17 protein-coding genes and 2 pseudogenes are annotated in these 17,562 nt (G+C 32.1%); 16 read left to right on the top strand and 3 right to left on the bottom strand.

The window, feature by feature from the left end:
- The first annotated feature begins 171 nt into the window (after window positions 1-171).
- The 6 genes from BK011_07725 (at window position 172) to BK011_07700 (ending at window position 3,922) form a co-directional block, all read left to right on the top strand.
- A complete protein-coding gene (locus tag BK011_07725; protein AUD66168.1) occupies window positions 172-951 on the top strand; it encodes a hypothetical protein in 780 nt (259 codons plus the stop codon).
- Between the two features lie 82 nt (window positions 952-1,033).
- Window positions 1,034-1,279, top strand: coding sequence for a hypothetical protein (locus tag BK011_07720; protein ID AUD65585.1), 246 nt, complete (start codon window positions 1,034-1,036; stop codon window positions 1,277-1,279).
- A gap of 127 nt (window positions 1,280-1,406) precedes the next feature.
- The gene (locus BK011_07715; GenBank protein ID AUD65584.1) at window positions 1,407-2,249 is read left to right on the top strand and encodes a hypothetical protein; all 843 of its coding nucleotides are present in this window, start codon (window positions 1,407-1,409) and stop codon (window positions 2,247-2,249) included.
- 126 nt (window positions 2,250-2,375) lie between these two features.
- The gene (locus BK011_07710; GenBank protein AUD65583.1) at window positions 2,376-2,666 is read left to right on the top strand and encodes a hypothetical protein; all 291 of its coding nucleotides are present in this window, start codon (window positions 2,376-2,378) and stop codon (window positions 2,664-2,666) included.
- Window positions 2,654-3,676, top strand: a complete 1,023-nt coding sequence (locus BK011_07705; GenBank protein ID AUD65582.1) for a hypothetical protein — start codon at window positions 2,654-2,656, stop codon at window positions 3,674-3,676. Before BK011_07710 ends, BK011_07705 begins: the two co-directional genes overlap by 13 nt.
- Before the next feature lie 15 nt (window positions 3,677-3,691).
- Entirely contained in the window at window positions 3,692-3,922 is a 231-nt protein-coding gene (locus BK011_07700; GenBank protein AUD65581.1) for a hypothetical protein, read from the top strand.
- A gap of 115 nt (window positions 3,923-4,037) precedes the next feature.
- Here the strand turns inward: BK011_07700 and BK011_07695 are convergent, their stop codons facing one another.
- Entirely contained in the window at window positions 4,038-5,204 is a 1,167-nt protein-coding gene (locus tag BK011_07695; GenBank protein AUD65580.1) for a hypothetical protein, read from the bottom strand.
- A gap of 252 nt (window positions 5,205-5,456) precedes the next feature.
- Here BK011_07695 and BK011_07690 point away from each other — a divergent pair, with 252 nt between their 5' ends.
- From BK011_07690 to BK011_07665, 6 genes are all read left to right on the top strand, one after another.
- Window positions 5,457-5,855, top strand: coding sequence for a low molecular weight phosphatase family protein (locus BK011_07690; GenBank protein ID AUD65579.1), 399 nt, complete (start codon window positions 5,457-5,459; stop codon window positions 5,853-5,855).
- 2 nt (window positions 5,856-5,857) lie between these two features.
- Complete coding sequence (locus BK011_07685; GenBank protein AUD65578.1) at window positions 5,858-6,886, top strand: arsenical-resistance protein; 1,029 nt, start codon at window positions 5,858-5,860, stop codon at window positions 6,884-6,886.
- Between the two features lie 105 nt (window positions 6,887-6,991).
- Window positions 6,992-7,294 carry a hypothetical protein gene (locus tag BK011_07680; GenBank protein ID AUD65577.1) on the top strand — a complete coding sequence of 101 codons (303 nt, stop codon included), beginning with the start codon at window positions 6,992-6,994 and terminating at the stop codon, window positions 7,292-7,294.
- Window positions 7,295-7,658: 364 nt separating this feature from the next.
- Complete coding sequence (locus BK011_07675; GenBank protein ID AUD65576.1) at window positions 7,659-8,834, top strand: tryptophan synthase subunit beta; 1,176 nt, start codon at window positions 7,659-7,661, stop codon at window positions 8,832-8,834.
- A gap of 128 nt (window positions 8,835-8,962) precedes the next feature.
- Window positions 8,963-9,877 (top strand): hypothetical protein, encoded by a 915-nt coding sequence (locus BK011_07670; protein ID AUD65575.1) that lies wholly within the window; start codon window positions 8,963-8,965, stop codon window positions 9,875-9,877.
- A complete protein-coding gene (locus BK011_07665; protein ID AUD65574.1) occupies window positions 9,855-10,673 on the top strand; it encodes a hypothetical protein in 819 nt (272 codons plus the stop codon). Before BK011_07670 ends, BK011_07665 begins: the two co-directional genes overlap by 23 nt.
- A 32-nt stretch (window positions 10,674-10,705) precedes the next feature.
- On the opposite strand, the gene BK011_07660 is transcribed toward BK011_07665, so the two are convergent.
- Window positions 10,706-13,384 (bottom strand): calcium-translocating P-type ATPase, PMCA-type, encoded by a 2,679-nt coding sequence (locus BK011_07660; GenBank protein ID AUD65573.1) that lies wholly within the window; start codon window positions 13,382-13,384, stop codon window positions 10,706-10,708.
- Window positions 13,385-13,633: 249 nt separating this feature from the next.
- Here BK011_07660 and BK011_07655 point away from each other — a divergent pair.
- Window positions 13,634-14,287: pseudogene (locus BK011_07655) on the top strand (hypothetical protein).
- A gap of 4 nt (window positions 14,288-14,291) precedes the next feature.
- Here the strand turns inward: BK011_07655 and BK011_07650 are convergent.
- A pseudogene (locus BK011_07650) lies at window positions 14,292-15,110 on the bottom strand (hypothetical protein).
- A gap of 73 nt (window positions 15,111-15,183) precedes the next feature.
- Here BK011_07650 and BK011_07645 point away from each other — a divergent pair.
- The 3 genes from BK011_07645 (at window position 15,184) to BK011_07635 (ending at window position 17,560) form a co-directional block, all read left to right on the top strand.
- Complete coding sequence (locus tag BK011_07645) at window positions 15,184-16,116, top strand: oxidoreductase (protein ID AUD65572.1); 933 nt, start codon at window positions 15,184-15,186, stop codon at window positions 16,114-16,116.
- A gap of 77 nt (window positions 16,117-16,193) precedes the next feature.
- On the top strand, window positions 16,194-16,904 hold the full coding sequence (locus tag BK011_07640; protein ID AUD65571.1) for a hypothetical protein: 711 nt from the start codon (window positions 16,194-16,196) through the stop codon (window positions 16,902-16,904).
- 8 nt (window positions 16,905-16,912) lie between these two features.
- A complete protein-coding gene (locus BK011_07635) occupies window positions 16,913-17,560 on the top strand; it encodes a hypothetical protein (protein ID AUD65570.1) in 648 nt (215 codons plus the stop codon).
- Window positions 17,561-17,562 lie beyond the last annotated feature (2 nt).

Genomic DNA, 17,562 nt, shown 5'->3' with positions numbered 1-17,562 from the left:
CTCTTGTTATGCATATATAATAATTTTTCTAAATAAAAGTGATATACTAAACATAGAGGTGACATTATGGATATTAAAAGAATCATTATTTACACAGTTTTAGCTGCAATTACTGTTGCAATTGCAACCATAGGCTTTACTAAGTTTGGAGATGAAGGATTACTTTATCCAATGCTTATCACATTAGGCTATTTCACTGTATTTTTTATTGTTGCACAAATAATTAAGGATAACTCAATTGTTGATATGGGCTGGGGATTAGGATTTGTATTTGGAGCGTGGGCTACGATATTGTTTACAGAAAATCCTACCATATTATCATTTGTGATTGCTGGGTTTATTACTTTATGGGGTGTAAGACTTTCCGCAAGACTAATCAGAAGAAATTGGGGGAAACCTGAAGACTTTAGATATGCAAATTGGCGTAAAGAGTGGGGAAATAAAGTTGTTATTATTGCTTTTTTTAGAGTATTTATGATCCAAGGCATTATCAACTTTATTGTTGGTGCTGCAAGTTATTACATCATTAAGTTTAATACATTTGCTTTTGAAGGCATATCACTGATCATTGTGATCATTGGGTTACTTATTGCAGCAATAGGATTATTCTTTGAAGTCGTTGGTGATGAGCAATTACGAAAACATATAGCTATGAAAACAAAGAAACTTATGGATAAAGGTTTATGGTCTATTACAAGACATCCAAATTATTTTGGAGAGATCGCGATATGGACTGGATTATATATTGTAGGTTTTTCAATGTTATTTACAGATGCAAATATAAGTATCATCTATTATCTCATTATGGTGATTTCCCCATTATTAATGAGCACAGTACTCATTAAGATATCAACACCTATGTTAGAAAAGCATATGTCGAAATATGACGGTTGGGAAGCTTATACAAAAAAAGTTCCTATGATTTTCCCTTGGGGAAAAGCTGATCAATAATATCATGAAACTCCAGATTATGGAGTTTTATTTTTTTAAGTGGTATAATAATCCTAAGATATGATTAATGGAGATTAAATCAATGGTTGGGTTTATATTATTTATTTTTTTCTTATGGACAATAAGTTGTCTTTCAATTTTCAAACCAGTCCTTATACTGAAAATAAGCGATTATTTTAGAATTAAAGGTAAAGTTGAATACACCGATTATGCTATTCATTCTGTCATTTTTGGTGGCGTAGTTATGTTTATTGTTAGTTTGGTCTTAATATACTTTTATATAACTGATGTATATGTTTTTACATATCTAAACTATCAGATATCATAGAGAAGGGGTAGACTATGAAATATGAAGAGTGGAGCAAAGAAGATTTAATAACAAAGATTCATGAGTTGGAAGAAGCACTGGAAAAAGAAATTGATGTAAAGAATAACTCATTTTTAGTAGAGTTTCCATGGCTGGAAATTTAGGTCAATGGCATTGGTTTTATGATCGTAATAAAGTTGTATTTAATGAAAAGAAAGTTTCTCAGTTAGGATACGATCCTCTTGTTATTGGAGAAGTAGGATTCGAGTTTTTTACTGATAAACTGCATCCTGATGATTATGAACCAGTGATGCAAAACATGAGAGATCACTTAGCTGGTAAAACTCCAACATACGAAGTTGAATACCGGATTAGACATAAAGATGGACATTATTTATGGTATTATGATCGAGGTACAGTGACTAAAAGAGACCAAAATGGGAACCCATTGTTTTTACAAGGTATTGTTTTTGATATCAGTAAATCTAAAAAAATTGAAAGTGATCTTATTGAACTATCAGAAAGAGATACATTAACACATACGTATAACAGAAGATTATTATTTCACAAAATAGATGAATTAATTAAAATGAAATTCCATAAACAAGCACCTTTTTCATTGATCATGTTTGATATCGATCACTTCAAAAAGATTAATGATCGTTATGGACATCTTGTTGGAGATGATGTTTTAAAGCTTTTAGCAAAATTAATTATGGAAGATAAAAGATCGAGTGATTATATCTATAGATATGGTGGTGAAGAGTTCTTTTTGGTGCTTCCAAGTACAGATATAGAAGGAGCAATTAAAGCAGCAAAACGCTTGCATCAATTGATATCAAATCTTAAAGTTCCAAAAGTTGGTCACATTACTGTAAGTATGGGTGTGGTTGAGTATCAACTAGAAGAAACCATTGATGATGTCATCAAACGCGTTGATGATCTCATGTATCAAGCAAAAAATGCTGGACGTAATCAAATCAAGTCATAGAAGATGCTCATGCATCTTTTTTTTTCGCATTCTTTACAAAAAAAAGATTGATAATCGATGTTTATTGGTTTATAATATAGATGGTTATCAATATAGATAAACATCGATATAGGATGGAATGAATTTATGAAAGAAAAAATGGTAGATTACTTTAAAGTGCTTTCAGATTTGAACCGGTTAGAGATTGTGGAGTTATTAATTAAAGGAGAAACATGCGGATGTACTTTAATCGATAAACTGCCAATTTCACAACCAACACTATCTTATCACTTAAAACATATTACAAAATCTGGACTAGCAACCGCTAGAAGAGAAGGTAATTGGATTAAGCATTACATTGATCGGTCAAAAATTGATGAGATGATTGAATTTTTAGAAAATTTGAAAAACGCGAGTGAAGATGCATGCAGTATATAGGAGATTTCTTTGCTTTTTTAAATGATGCTCTGCTAAAAATGACTTGGTTACAATCACTTGTTGATAGATTTTTAGTTGATGTAGTCGGAATAAAAGAACAAACTTATATAAAAGACAGTCTATCGTTTTTTATTTATGATGTAATCAAAATATTTATTCTATTATCGGTATTAATATATATATCATCTTATATACAGTCGAATATAACTCCAGAAAGAACTAGACAGACCTTATCTAAATTTAAAGGGATATCTGGTCATGTTGTTGGTGCATTATTAGGCACAGTAACTCCATTTTGTTCGTGTTCATCAATTCCAATTTTTATTGGATTTACAAAAGCCGGATTACCAGTCGGGGTTACATTTTCGTTTTTAATTTCATCACCTCTTGTTGACCTTGCATCTGTGATACTTCTTGCGAGCATCTTTAATTGGACGATTGCATTGTCTTATGTCGTTGTTGGATTAGTGATTGCAGTCATTGGTGGATTGCTCATCGATAAATTCCATATGGAAAAACATGTGGAATCGTTCATTACAGAACAAAAAGAAACTATGACTAATATTGAAACTGAAAGTAAAACACGAAAAGAAAAGCATACATATGCTTTCGAGCAGGTTAAGGAAATCATTTCAAGAGTATGGATGTATATTTTCATAGGTGTCGGTATAGGTGCAATCATTCATGGTTATGTCCCACAGTCATTGATTGAAACTGTTTTAGGAGATAACAATCCATTTTCTGTATTGATCGCGACGATTGTAGGCATTCCAATGTATGCAGACATTTTTGGAACATTACCGATAGCAGAAGCATTAGTGTTAAAAGGTGTTGGCATTGGGACTGTATTAGCCCTTATGATGGCTGTAACAGCATTAAGCTTACCATCAATCATTATGCTTAAAAAAGTGATTAAACCTAAACTATTAACGATGTTTGTATCTATTGTAGTTGTTGGTATTATCATTACGGGTTATTTATTTAATATATTTGGTTATTTATTCATATAAAAAGGAGATAAGAAAATGAATATTAAAGTATTAGGTACAGGTTGTCCAAGTTGTAAAAAATTAGAAAAAAATGTTTATGATGCTTTAAAAGCATTAAATATTGAAGCAGAAGTAGAAAAAGTTACAGAAATTAAAGACATTATGTCTTATGGTGTGATGCGTACACCAGCACTTGTTGTTGATGGAAAAGTTGTCATATCAGGGCAAGTACCTGTAGTTTCAAAACTTGTAGAAATTTTAAAATAAAAGGAGACTTACTATAATAAGTCAAGCAATAAATGATAAAAAATAGTAAAAGACCTCACATGGAAGCCTATATAAGTTTTATGAACAAATAAGAGGTAGCTACACCCTCATTTGATTATTTGAAATGTGAATGATCAAATGTCAGTTGGTTGACACCTAAATAGTATATCGTGCGTATTAGTTTTCTAACAGAGTGAACCATGGCGACTTTATGATGTTTACCTTCAGCACGTTTCTTAAGGTAATAATCATAGAGTTTAGGATTCAATCTTAAGCCCGCAAAAGTGATTTGCCAAAAAGTCATTCTAAGTAATCCGGATCCACGTTTGACGATATGTCCTCTGGTTTCTATTGTTCCTGATTGATTGACAGATGTATCCAGTCCAGCAAATGAAACAATTTGAGCTGGATTTGTAAAGTTTTTAAAATCACCAAGTTCGGCGATGATAATTGCTGCAGAGATGATGTTGAGACCTGGAATGGTTGTCAGTGTTTGATTGATATTTTCCATGAGATGGATGATTTCATGTTCAACAGATTCAATGATTTCAGTTAACGTCTCATAGTGTTTTATGGAGTGTTTAAGAAGTAACAGATCAGACTGAGTTTCATATCCAACTGATGATTTAGCTAAAGATTTAAGTTTTTGAACTCTAACATAAGATAATCTGCCTTTAGAGTGACTTCTAATGGATTCATAGTCATTGTTAGAAAGTTTCGAAATTCTTGCTCTGGATTTGAACTTTTTAAGGATGAACATCGCACTACTAGAGAGTCTTTCGTTAAAAAAAGGTTTAAACTCAGGAAAGATACGATCAAGGATGTTTGTCAGTTCAATGAGTGTTTTAGAACGATTGACCATTTGAACATGACGATACCTTACCAGTTGTTTTAATTCGTTGATGTGGTAAAATTTAGTATGTAAGGTCTTGTAGTCAACAGAACCTAGCATACTTGAAATCGTTTTGGCGTCAACTTTATCTGTCTTTGTCTTACGTAACGATAATGCCTTGGAAAACATGTGCGTTAAGTAAGGGTTAAATTCCAGATAAGTATAACCAGATGCCGTGATAAACTGTTTAAGGTTTGATCCATAGTGTCCTGTTGACTCAAGACCTATTCTTATTTCTTTTGACTGATCTAAAGATTTTAAGACCTCAAGAAATAAATCGAAACCTAAACGATTGTTATCAAAGCTGAATGCTTTGATTTGAATACCTGCTTCAGTAGCTATGAAGCAGTCGTGTTTGTACTTAGAGATATCAATTCCGATTAAGTACATAAAAACACCTCCAATATAAGTTTTAGCACTGGGTAAGTCACAGATTTCTTATTTATGTAGTCTTGTGATGAAGCGTCAAGCGCTAACTTACTGATTGACATTAAAAATAAGAACTGTGGTAAGAGTCTCCTCCAATAGTCAAAGCTATATATAAATGACACAAATCCACAGTGCTTAATTTAATTATAACAATAGAAAGAAAGGAAGTTATACTCTAACTATTATTACAGTTTTGAGTATACAAGTATATGTATGAAGAAAGTAGCGTTTGTTTGTATACACAATAGTTGTAGAAGTATTATGGCTGAAGGTTGGGCTAAACATTTAGGTGAGGGTGTTATTGAAGCATATTCTGCAGGCACTGAAAAGTATGATGCTCCAAAACCTATGGCATTAGAAGTCATGACGGATGCAGGTGTTGATATGAGTCATGCGAAAAGTAAATTACTAGATGTCCTTCCAGATGATTTAGATATCTTAATCACGATGGGCTGTGGGGTCGAATGTCCTTTTGTGCCATGTAATCATAGAGAAGATTGGGGATTAGATGATCCAAGCGGTGGTCCAAAAAGTGGATTTGAAGAGACTCGTGAGTTGGTTAGAAAAAAAGTTGTTGAACTGATTGAACGTATTGAAAAAGGCGAATTATAGTCATGAAACAGATGAGCTTCTTTGAAAAATACTTAACATTGTTTGTATTACTATGTATGAGTATTGGACTTTTGATTGGGAATTTTTTAGGATTTATACCAGAGTTTTTAAATCAATTTGAAGTTTACAATGTTAATATACCTATTGGTATTCTTATTTGGATTATGATCTATCCAATGATGTTAAAAATAGATTTCACTTCTATCAAAAATGTTGGAAAAAATCCAAAAGGTTTATATCTTACTTGGTTTGTTAATTGGCTTATAAAACCATTTACCATGTTTTTAATTGCTAGCTTGTTTTTCTTTGTTTTATTTAAAAATCTAATACCTAATGAGTTAGCAAATGATTATTTGGCAGGTGCTGTTTTACTAGGTGCTGCACCATGTACAGCTATGGTTTTTGTCTGGAGTAGTTTAACTAGAGGTAATCCTGCATATACCCTTGTTCAAGTAGCAACCAATGATTTAATCATATTGTTACTATTTGTACCTATTGTAGGTTTGCTATTAGGTATTGGTGGTATAACTGTACCATGGGGTACACTATTTTTATCAGTTTTAATCTTTGTAGTGATTCCGCTTCTAGCAGCTTCGCTTACAAGATATTATATAATCAAAAATAAGGGTGAAGAATTTTTAAAAGAAATAGTTATTCCAAAATTTTCGAAAACAACCATTATGGGTTTATTAGTGACTTTAATTCTTATCTTTTCACTCCAAAGTGATCTCATCATTGATAATCCAACACATATTTTACTCATTAGTATTCCACTTGTTATTCAAACGTTTTTCATATTTTTTATTGCTTATTATGGCGCAAAATTGATTAAACTACCACATGATGTTGCTGCTCCTGCAGGTATGATTGGTGCGAGCAATTTCTTTGAGTTAGCAGTTGCTGTAGCAATCGCATTATTCCCCCTTAATCCAGGTGTAGCTCTTGTGACAATCGTTGGTGTATTAGTAGAAGTTCCTGTGATGTTGATATTAGTTAAAATCGCGAACAAAACTAAAATGATGTTTGACTAGAACAAAACAATCTGTAAAGATTTAGAATATTTCAATTGACTTTATGTTGACATTTTTTATTAAAAAGATATAATGGAAGCGTATAAAAACTTAGGGGGCATAGAAATGATAGCTAAGAAATATTTAAATACAACTTCAATATTTTTTACTATTTTATATAGTTTATTCATTTATATGATTATACAAGGTGTATTTATAATTAGGGGCAGCGTTTGTACAAACACATTATACGATGATACATTCTTTATGGTTTTGAGAAGTGCGTTTTATGTGGTTGCGCTAATGATACCTTTAGCGACAATATTAAAATTTTTTAAGGATATGAGTAAGACAAATTTGATCAAGCTGATCATGAGTATCATACCAATCATTACCGCTTTGTTATACATCATCTACGCTTGTATGTAAAAAAATAGTTTATATGTTGACAAAGAAAAAAAATTCATTATAATAAAGAGTAAATTCTATGATAAAGAAGAGTAACTTAGGTAAACATATTTAGCGAGTCCATGGTAGTGAAAGATGGATATATTCAATAACTAAGTGAATGGCCTTTTGAGAAGCAGGGTGAAATAAGTAGCCTGAGCCGGTTGGTTTCCGTTAGCAAACTAAAAATATAAAAGTCTTAAATGATGGAGTATTTTGTTAAAGGAGAAACATAGTTTCTTGAATTTGGGTGGTACCACGAGCATCTCGTCCCGATGGATGATGCTCTTTTTTTATACCCAAAAAACAAATACTTTTTCCTAAAAAGACGAGAAAGGAAAAAGAAATGGAGTTTGGAAAATTTGGTGGACAATATGTCCCAGGACCTATTCTTAAAGCGGTTAAAGAAGTAGAAGAGGCTTATAACAAGTATAAGCATGATGAGGATTTTTTAAATGAATTTAAATTTTATTTAAGAACGTATGCAAATAGACCTTCTTTATTGTATTATGCAAAAAATATGACAGAAGATCTTGGTGGCGCAAAAATTTATTTCAAAAGAGAAGATTTAAATCACACAGGTGCACATAAAATCAATAACGTGATTGGTCAAGCACTCCTTGCAAAACGCATGGGTAAAAAGAAATTGATTGCGGAAACTGGGGCTGGACAACATGGCGTTGCGACTGCAACTGCGGCAGCATTATTTGGTATGGAATGTGAGATTCACATGGGATATGTCGATATGATTAAGCAGTCTTTAAATGTCTATCGTATGGAGCTATTAGGAGCTAAAGTTGTTGCAGTTCATGATGGTTTAAAGACTTTAAAAGAGGCAGTAGATAGTGCTTTAATTACATGGAGTAGTGAACTAGAAGATACTTTTTACTTAATTGGTTCAGCAGTAGGTCCACATCCATATCCAATGATGGTAAGAGATTTCCAAAAAGTGATTGGCGAAGAGATTAAGGTACAACTAAATGAAGTCGAACAAAGACTTCCTGATTATGTCATTGCTTGCGCAGGTGGTGGAAGTAATGCTATTGGAGCATTCTACGATTTTATAGATAATAAAGAAGTTAATCTTATTGGTGTAGAAGCAGCTGGAAAAGGTATTGATACGAAAGAACATGCTGCAACCATGACACTAGGAAAAGAAGCTGTGATTCATGGTATGAGAACACTTGTGTTAACTGAAGATGATGGTGAAATTTCTCCAGTTTATTCGATCTCTGCAGGTTTAGATTATCCAGGTATTGGACCTGAGCATGCATATTTAAAAGATATCGGAAGAGTTAATTATGTAAGTGCAACAGACGAAGAAGCTGTGTCTGCATTTGAATATTTATCAAAAGTAGAAGGTATCATACCAGCGATTGAAAGTTCACATGCTGTCGTAGAAGCAATAAGACTTGCACCAAAACTTCCTAAAGATAAGATTATTGTTGTCAACTTATCCGGTCGTGGAGATAAAGATGTTAAGCAAGTTGCTAAATTTAGAAATTATGAATTAATCGATTAGAAATGATTGATAATAAAAGAAGATATTGGCTTAATATCTTCTTTTTTTGTTTTAGTGTGACATTTTCATTTTGCACTAATTATGCTATACTTAATATAGACAAAACGATGTTTAGAAAAGAGGTTCATATGGAACAAAATAATTATAGAATTGCACTTTTAATTGATTCTGAAAATATTTCAGCTAAATATATTAAACCAATCATGCATGAGATCGCAAAATATGGGAGAATTGTCATTGCAAGGTTTTATGGAGATATATGGAATTTACCAAAAGAATGGCACCAAACAGCTTTAAACTATGCGATTAAACCGATGCATCAGTATAATGTTGCATCTGGAAAGAATGCTGCAGATATGGCGATGGCAATTGATGCTTTAGAGATGATGTATCAAGAAAAAGTTAATACGTTCTTTTTGATTACAAGCGATAGTGATTTCACACCACTTGCGATGAAACTTAGAGAAGGTGGTATGACCGTTATTGGTGTTGGTAATGAAAAGAAAGTTACAGAGGCTTTCAAGTCAGCATGTAATGAGTTTAAGTATTTTGAGTATTTAGAAGATGAAGATGGAACTGCTTCAACTACAATGAATAATGACGATGATGACATTGAAAAAATCATAAAAGATATCATCATAGATAATGGCAATAAGATGCCATTAAGTAATTTAGGCAATATGTTAAGAAATAGAAGTTCTGATTTTGATGTAAGAAAATACGGAGTTAAGAATTTATCCAGCTTAGTCAATACATTTTCTGGACTAAGAACGATTCAAAATGATATGATTGTAGAGTTTAAATCAGGGTTGAATTTTGATGAAATCGCTAAGAAAGTTATCGACATAGTCAGTGAACAGAAAACAAATAAGATGTTGTTGTCACAATTAAAGCAAGAACTAGAAGAAATCTTCTTAGGCTTCAATTATAAAGAATTTGGGTTCTCACAATTCGGTAAGTTTATCGCGAGTATAAAATCAGTTAGCGTAAGTAACAATTGGGTTAAATTGGTGAAGACAAATGGATCTAAGAGAAATAAATAACAAGAAGAAAAGGTTAGAAGGCTTCATGATTTTTGGGGGAGCAATTACAGGTATATCATTTATCAGTTTTATTGCAAATCCAGTTTTTATGATTGGATTTATTGCTGGTGGTCTCATCATGGCAATTACGGGATCACAGTTTAAAAAACTATCTACTGATTTCAAAGCCATACATGTTAAAAAAATCATTGAGGATGAGATTAAAGGCATTGATTATGATCCAAAAAAAGGCTTTGAAAAAGAAGTGGTATATGGATCGAAAATACTGAAAAAAGAAGATAGATATTATAGTGAAGATTATTTATCAGGCGTTATGAAGGATAAAAAATTTGCTTGCGCTGATGTAAAACTTCAAGATGTTAGAAGTAATGGTAAATCTACAACGGTTGTTACAGTTTTTCAAGGCAGATTTTTCATGATTGATTTTGAGAAAAAATTTGAAAACGATGTCTATATCATGCCGAATCTATCTATAGGGTTTAATTGGTTTTCTGAATTACAGAGAGTTGATTTAGAATCGATTGCTTTTAATAAACTTTATGATGTGTTTTCAGTTGATAAACATTCTGCATTTTACTTATTAAAACCAGCGTTTATGGAAAAACTTATTGAGTTTAGAAGTGTTGCGAAAAGAGTCATGTTTGGATTTAAAGATAATCAAGTTTATATCGCTTTAGACACAAGAATTGATTCTTTTGATTTGAGGATGTTTAGAGAAATTGATCAAACATTTTTTGAAGAAATAAAAAAAGAAATTAAGCTCATTGAAGAACTAATTGATTTAATTCCTGCATAAAAAAAGCCGAATCAAGCGATTCGGCTTTATCTTTACTTACGGTTTTTAACTAACTTAATACTTTCGATAATTAATATGGGTAGAATTACTAATCCAATAATAATAAACCAGTAGTTAAAAGGTAGTGCTGTTATACCAAAAACATCTCTTGTAAATGGTATGAATACAACCAGTAGTTGTAAAGTAATACTTGCTGCTAAAGCATAGAAAATAAACTTATTTCTCTTAAGTTTAAAGATTGAATAGAGTTCACTTCTTACATTGAATGCATGAGCTAATTGGGATAATGCAAGAACGATAAACGTCATTGTTTGCGCAGTAATCATTTTTACTTCTCTAATTGCTGAAGGCTCTAAGAACCATCCGATGATATATGCTGCAAATGAAATTAATCCTAGCATTAAACCTTGAAGTCCAATTTTCATACCTAATCCATCAGCAAATATCGATTTTTGTGTATCTCTTGGCTGTTGATCCATGATATTCTCTTCTTTAGGTTCTAAACCTAATGCAATAGCCATGAGTGAATCAGTTACAAGATTTACCCATAGGATTTGAACAGCGGTAAGTGTAGTAACGCGACCGCTAAAGATTAATATGCCGATAGTTGTTCCTAAGAAAATTGTAACAATTTCACCGATATTACAGCTGAGTAAAAAGTGGATTGCTTTTTTTATGTTTGCAAAAATGGTTCTACCTTCGCTTACTGCATTGACAATCGTTGCAAAATTATCATCGGTTAAGACCATATCAGCTGCACCTTTTGCAACTTCTGTACCTGTGATACCCATTGATATACCAATATCAGCTTTTTTAATAGAAGGAGCATCATTGACTCCATCACCAGTCATTGCAACAACTTTATTTGCTCTTTTCCAGGCATCAACAATACGAACTTTGTTTTCTGGACTTACACGAGCGTATACTCTTATGTTTTCTAGTTTTTCAAAAAATTCATCATCACTCATTTGATCAAGTTCTTTACCCGTGATTGCAAGTTCATGATCAGATAGAATATTTAGATCACGAGCGATCGCAACTGCAGTATTGATATGATCACCGGTAATCATAATCGTTTTAATACCAGCTCTATTACATAATTCGATAGCGTCTTTTGCTTCAGGTCTTGCAGGATCAATCATGCCAACTAAACCAAGGAGCGTTAAGTCAGTTTCTAGATCATCAGTTGTTAAGTTTTTTAATGTTAATGACTTATCTATTTTCTTAAATGCAACAGCTAATACGCGTAAAGCATTGTTTGACATATCCTGATTTGCTTTTTCATAGGGCTTAATATCAAATTTTTCTTGGTTATAAACAGAAGAAGAACGACTAAAGATGACATCAGGTGCCCCTTTAACAACTGCGTATCTTCCATCTTTAAAATCATGAACAGTTGTCATCATTTTTCGATCTGAGTCAAATGGAAGTTCGTATATTCTTTCATTATCATCAATCATATCCATTGGCTTTTTATTTAATGTAAGTGCAAGATCGATGAATGCTATTTCAGTTGGATCCCCTATTTTTACATATTGATTGTCTTGAATAGAGACTTTCGTGTCATTACATAAGGCACCAAATAATGTTAATTTATCTAAGGCTTCATTAGTTTTGGTTTTCTCATTGATATCTACTAATTTATTTTCAACAAAAACTTTTGTAACAGTCATTAAATTTTGTGTTAATGTACCAGTTTTATCTGAACATATGATACTCGTAGATCCTAAAGTTTCTACAGCAGGAAGAGTTCTAATAATTGCATTCTTTTTAACAAGATTTTGCATGCCTAAAGCTAATACAATCGTAATAATTGCAGGTAATCCTTCAGGAATTGCAGCTACAGCTAACGCAACAGAAGTAAGTAATGCTTCTTTCCAATCTTCAAATGAAGCACTTCCGTCAATGGTATAAGCTTCAATAATTGTAATTGCGAAGATGATGAATGTAATACCTAGGGCAAGTAAAGCTAAGGTCTTACCAAGTTTTGCCATACTTTTTTGAAGCGGCGTGGTTTCTGACATTGTTTCACTAAGCATTGTCGCTATTTTCCCTAATTCAGTTTGCATACCAGTGTGTATAACAACTGCCTTACCTCGTCCATAAGTGACTACAGTCCCCATGAATCCTAAATTGGTACGATCACCTAATGCAACTTCATCTTCATTAATTATTTCTACTGTTTTTTCAACAGGAATGGCTTCACCAGTTAATGGAGACTCGTCAGTTTTTAAGTTAATGGATTCTATGATTCTAACATCAGCAGGGACATAATCTCCTGCATCTAAAATAACAATATCACCAACAGTTAGAAATTTAACATCGATTAATTTTTCTTGACCATCTCTTAAAACTTTTGCTTGTGGCGAAGACATAGCTTTGATTGATTCCAGTGCTTTTTCAGCTTTTGCTTCTTGAAATAAACCGAGTAAAGCATTTAATAAAACAATCATTAAGATTAAGATACCTTCTGAAGGCTCATCTGTAACAAATGATAAGATTGATGCAGCAATAAGCACATAAATCATAAAGTCATTGATTTGATCGAAAAATCTTAAAATCAGTGGTCTTTTTTTAGATTCTTCCAACTCATTTCTACCATATTTTTCTAATCGCTTTTTGGCTTCATCTTCAGTTAAGCCATTTTCTATGTGAGTATTTAGATTTTTTATAGTATCTTCATAAGATAATTGATAACTTTGTTTGTCCATAAGATTCTCCTTTGGTGTCATTTATCTTATATTTTATCATATTATGGGTCATCTTTCATGTTTATTGGGGATTATCTTAAACTATGAAAGAAATAATCACAAAATAGTATTCTTATTTAAAACATCATCTTGTATAATGAGTTTGAGGAGTGATACTATGGCATTTATGGAAATTCAAATGAAATCAAACATGTTAGATATGAATACTACTGTTGCAGTTATCTATCCAGAGCATATTGAGAAGCAAAAAAAGTTAAGGTCTTATATCTATTACATGGATACACAGGACATTATATGGACTGGATGAGACAAACTGCAATTGAGAGGTATGCAAATATGTATAGTATTTGTGTTGTGATGCCTTCGGTTCATAATAGTTATTATACAAATAATATATACAACATTAAATATTTTGATTATGTTGCTAAAGAATTACCTCAAATCATTGAACATATGTTTCTTGTATCTAAAAAGAAAGAAGATCGATATGTTGCTGGATTATCCATGGGTGGGTATGGGGCATTAAAAATCGGATTAACCTATCCAAACAAATATGAAAAAATAGCAAGCCTTTCGGGTGCTATCGATGTGGATAGATTGTATGAACTCAATAAGCATTTACCAAAAAGCAAACAGTTTATCAGTGCATTTAGAAAAATGCCTGTCAAAGGCACAAAGAATGACATTTTTTATTTGTTAGAAAAAGCATATAATAAAGGGCACATACCGGGCCTATTTATTGCTTGTGGAACAGATGACTTTCTTTATCCAGATCACATCAATCTATTGAAAAATTTAAATGAAAAAAACATCCCATATATTCATCAAGAATCACCAGGTGGTCATGAATGGAGATTATGGGATATGTATATTAAAGATGTTTTAAAATGGATGTTTGAATAAATTTTTATTTTAATAACCAAAGCGCAAATGTTTCAAACATTTTTCGCCATGCAAGTTCATTATGAATATCATCAGTTTCAATGTAGAAGATATCTTCTACATTTTTTTCTTCTAAATGAGTTTTTAAATGTCTACTGTTATTTAAATATATTTTATTGAAGTTTTTATTTGATGGGTCAGATGACTCGTTCTTGCCGATGGATATAAAAAACCTTTGATCTGGTTTAATGTCAGCTACATCAATATATTTCAAAAAATCATCTTCATTAAACCAAGATGCTAATGAAAAAACACCAACATTTTTAAATATATCAGGATGTTTTGCGGCAATATATGTAGAAATATAAGCGCCCATAGAACTTCCGGCAATTGAAGTATGTTCATAATTAGGTAGCGTTCTAAAATTTTTATCGATATAAGGTTTAACTTTCTTAACTACAAAATCAGCATAGACATCACCGAGACCGCCGATCTGAATCTTAAACATTTTTTTAACCATGTCTTTTCCAACCCAAGGGGAATACTCAAAAAACCGTAAATCAGAATTGTCAATGCCAACAACAATTACATCTCTTTTAATTTTATTATCAGTTTTTAACTGTGATAAAGTTTCATATACTCTCCACGATGACTGATTGTAAGCAGTACGATCTTCAAATAGGTTTTGTCCGTCATGCATATAAATCACAGGATATGCTTGATCACTTTTTGCATAATCATCCGGAACTAAAACTCTGATCGTACGTTTTTTTTGGGTTGTCGGTATCATGAGTTGTTTTTTTATGATGTTCACAAAATCATCTCCTTTTGTTTATTTTATCATGATTTTTAGCTCTTTAGAGGCTAAACATCGAAAATTGTATGTTAAAATAAAAGTATGGTAACGGAGGTGCTTTATGAAGGAATTTACCTTTTTAAAAACAAATAAGAAAACACCAAGGTTAGGATTTGGTGCATGGCAATTAGGCAATACTGAATTTTGGGGTTATATGGCTTATGATGATGGAGTAGGACTTGTCAAAAAAGCTATAAACTCAGGTATTCGCTTTTTTGATACAGCCCCTGGATATGCAGCAGGCATGAGTGAAACAATTATCGGTGATGCAATATCTGGTAAAGAAGATCAAATCATTGTTAATACAAAGCTTGGGCATATGGCTGATGGAAGTACTGATTTTAGTGTTTCATCACTAGAAGAGCAAATTTATGAATCTTTAGAAAGACTAAAGGTTAAATCACTAGATAGCGTTTTATTACATAATCCAGATATGAGCATATTAAAACACGAAACAGATCATTTTGAAGAGTTAGATCGTCTTAAAGAAGAAGGTTTAATTAAGGCCTATGGCGTAAGTATTGATACTTATGAAGAGTTAGAAGCTGTGATCGAACATTTAAATGTTGATGTAGTAGAGATACTATTTAATATCTTTTTTCAAGAAGCGAGACCATTGTTCAAAAAAGCTAAAGAAAAAGGAATAACGCTTATTACAAAAGTTCCACTTGATTCAGGTTGGTTAACTGGCAAATATAATGAAAATTCCGAGTTTGAAGGCATCCGTTCGAGATGGGATATTGAAACGATTGAAAGAAGAGCTAAACTCGTTCAAGAAATCAAAAATATCACTAAAGATGACAATGTTACGAAATATGCGATTGCATTTATCATGAGCTTTGATGAAATTGATTTAGTGATTCCTGGTATTAAAAATATCGAACATTTAGAAAATCACATTGAATATCAATCATATAAGCTACCAGAAAAATTTAAACAAGCTTTTATAGATTTATACGACAACCACATTAAGAACGATCCACTTCCATGGTAATGATAAAGAGTCTTTCAAGTTTCTTGATTGACTCTTCATATTTTTAAAGAAAGGTATATAAACAAGGTGAATGACATATTATGGGAACTATAATTAATGCAGCTGCAATTATACTAGCGACCTTTCTAGGCATCATTTTTAAAAAGGGATTATCTGAAAAAATACAAAAAGCAATTATGTTCACGTTAGGATTAGGCTTGATTGCATTATCTATTGGGTGGTTTGTCAAAGATTTTATAGTCTTTGATGGAACGTCTTTTTCAACACGAATGGATTTGCTCATCATATTATCTTTAGTGATTGGTGTGATCATAGGTGAGTGGATTGATATCGATCAAAGACTTACTGATCTGGCATACAAAGTCGAAAAAAAATACAAGCTACCACCGCTTGCTAAAGGTTTCATTACAGCAACCTTAATCTTTTGTGTGGGCGCTATGGCAATTACAGGCGCAATTCAAGATGGATTAGGTCTAGGCATGACAACACTACTAATTAAATCAACATTAGACTTTATTACCGCAATGGTATTGGCTTCTTTCTTAGGTATTGGGGTTGCCTTTTCAGCAATCAGTGTTCTTGTCTATCAAGGATCAATCACGCTTTTAGCAAGATATTTAAGCAGTTATGCAACACCAGATATAATCAGTGCATTATCTATGATTGGAAGTATTATATTGATTGCTATTGGATTTAACTTTATGGAAATTAAAAAAATAAAAGTAGCCAACTTGCTACCTGCATTACTTATTCCAATCATATATGAAATTATAATCAATATATTTTAGGAGGGTTTATGCCTATATGTAAGATCTGCGGATCAAAACAAATAAAAACATATAAACATCCAAGGTTTGATATGATTTTTCATGAGTGTGAATCTTGTGAAGTGATTTATAAAGATGAAACCAATAGAATAACACTTAAAGAAGAGAAGCATGTTTATGAACAACATGAAAACTCTATTGAAGACCAAGGATACGTGAACTTTCTTACAAATTTTGTAGATAGTGCATTGATTCCACACATAAAAAAAGGTCATTTGTTAGATTTTGGTAGTGGACCTGAACCTGTTTTAAAGGAAATTTTGAATAAAAGATATCATTTTGATGTGGATATATATGATTACTTTTATGCAAAGGATGAATCAGTATTTAATCATGTCTATGACGGCATCATTTCTTCTGAAGTTTTTGAACATCTATGGCAACCTAGACAGACACTAAATCAATTGAAAAGTGTTTTAAAAAAAGATGGTATACTAGCCATTATGACGCTTTTTCACCCGAAAGAAAAAGATGAATTTTTTGATTGGTTTTACATTAGAGACCCAAGCCATGTCACATTCTACACTCCAAAAACATTTGAAGTGATGGCAGATAAAGTTGGGTTTAAAGTCATTGAAACAAATAATTATAGATATATTACATTAAAAAACAGCTGACA

It is taken from the genome of Tenericutes bacterium MZ-XQ (assembly GCA_002838205.1).
Classification (GTDB): domain Bacteria; phylum Bacillota_I; class Bacilli_A; order Acholeplasmatales; family Acholeplasmataceae; genus Mariniplasma.
Note: the sequence above shows the minus strand (reverse complement) of the source record. Positions and strands in the feature narration are given on the sequence as shown.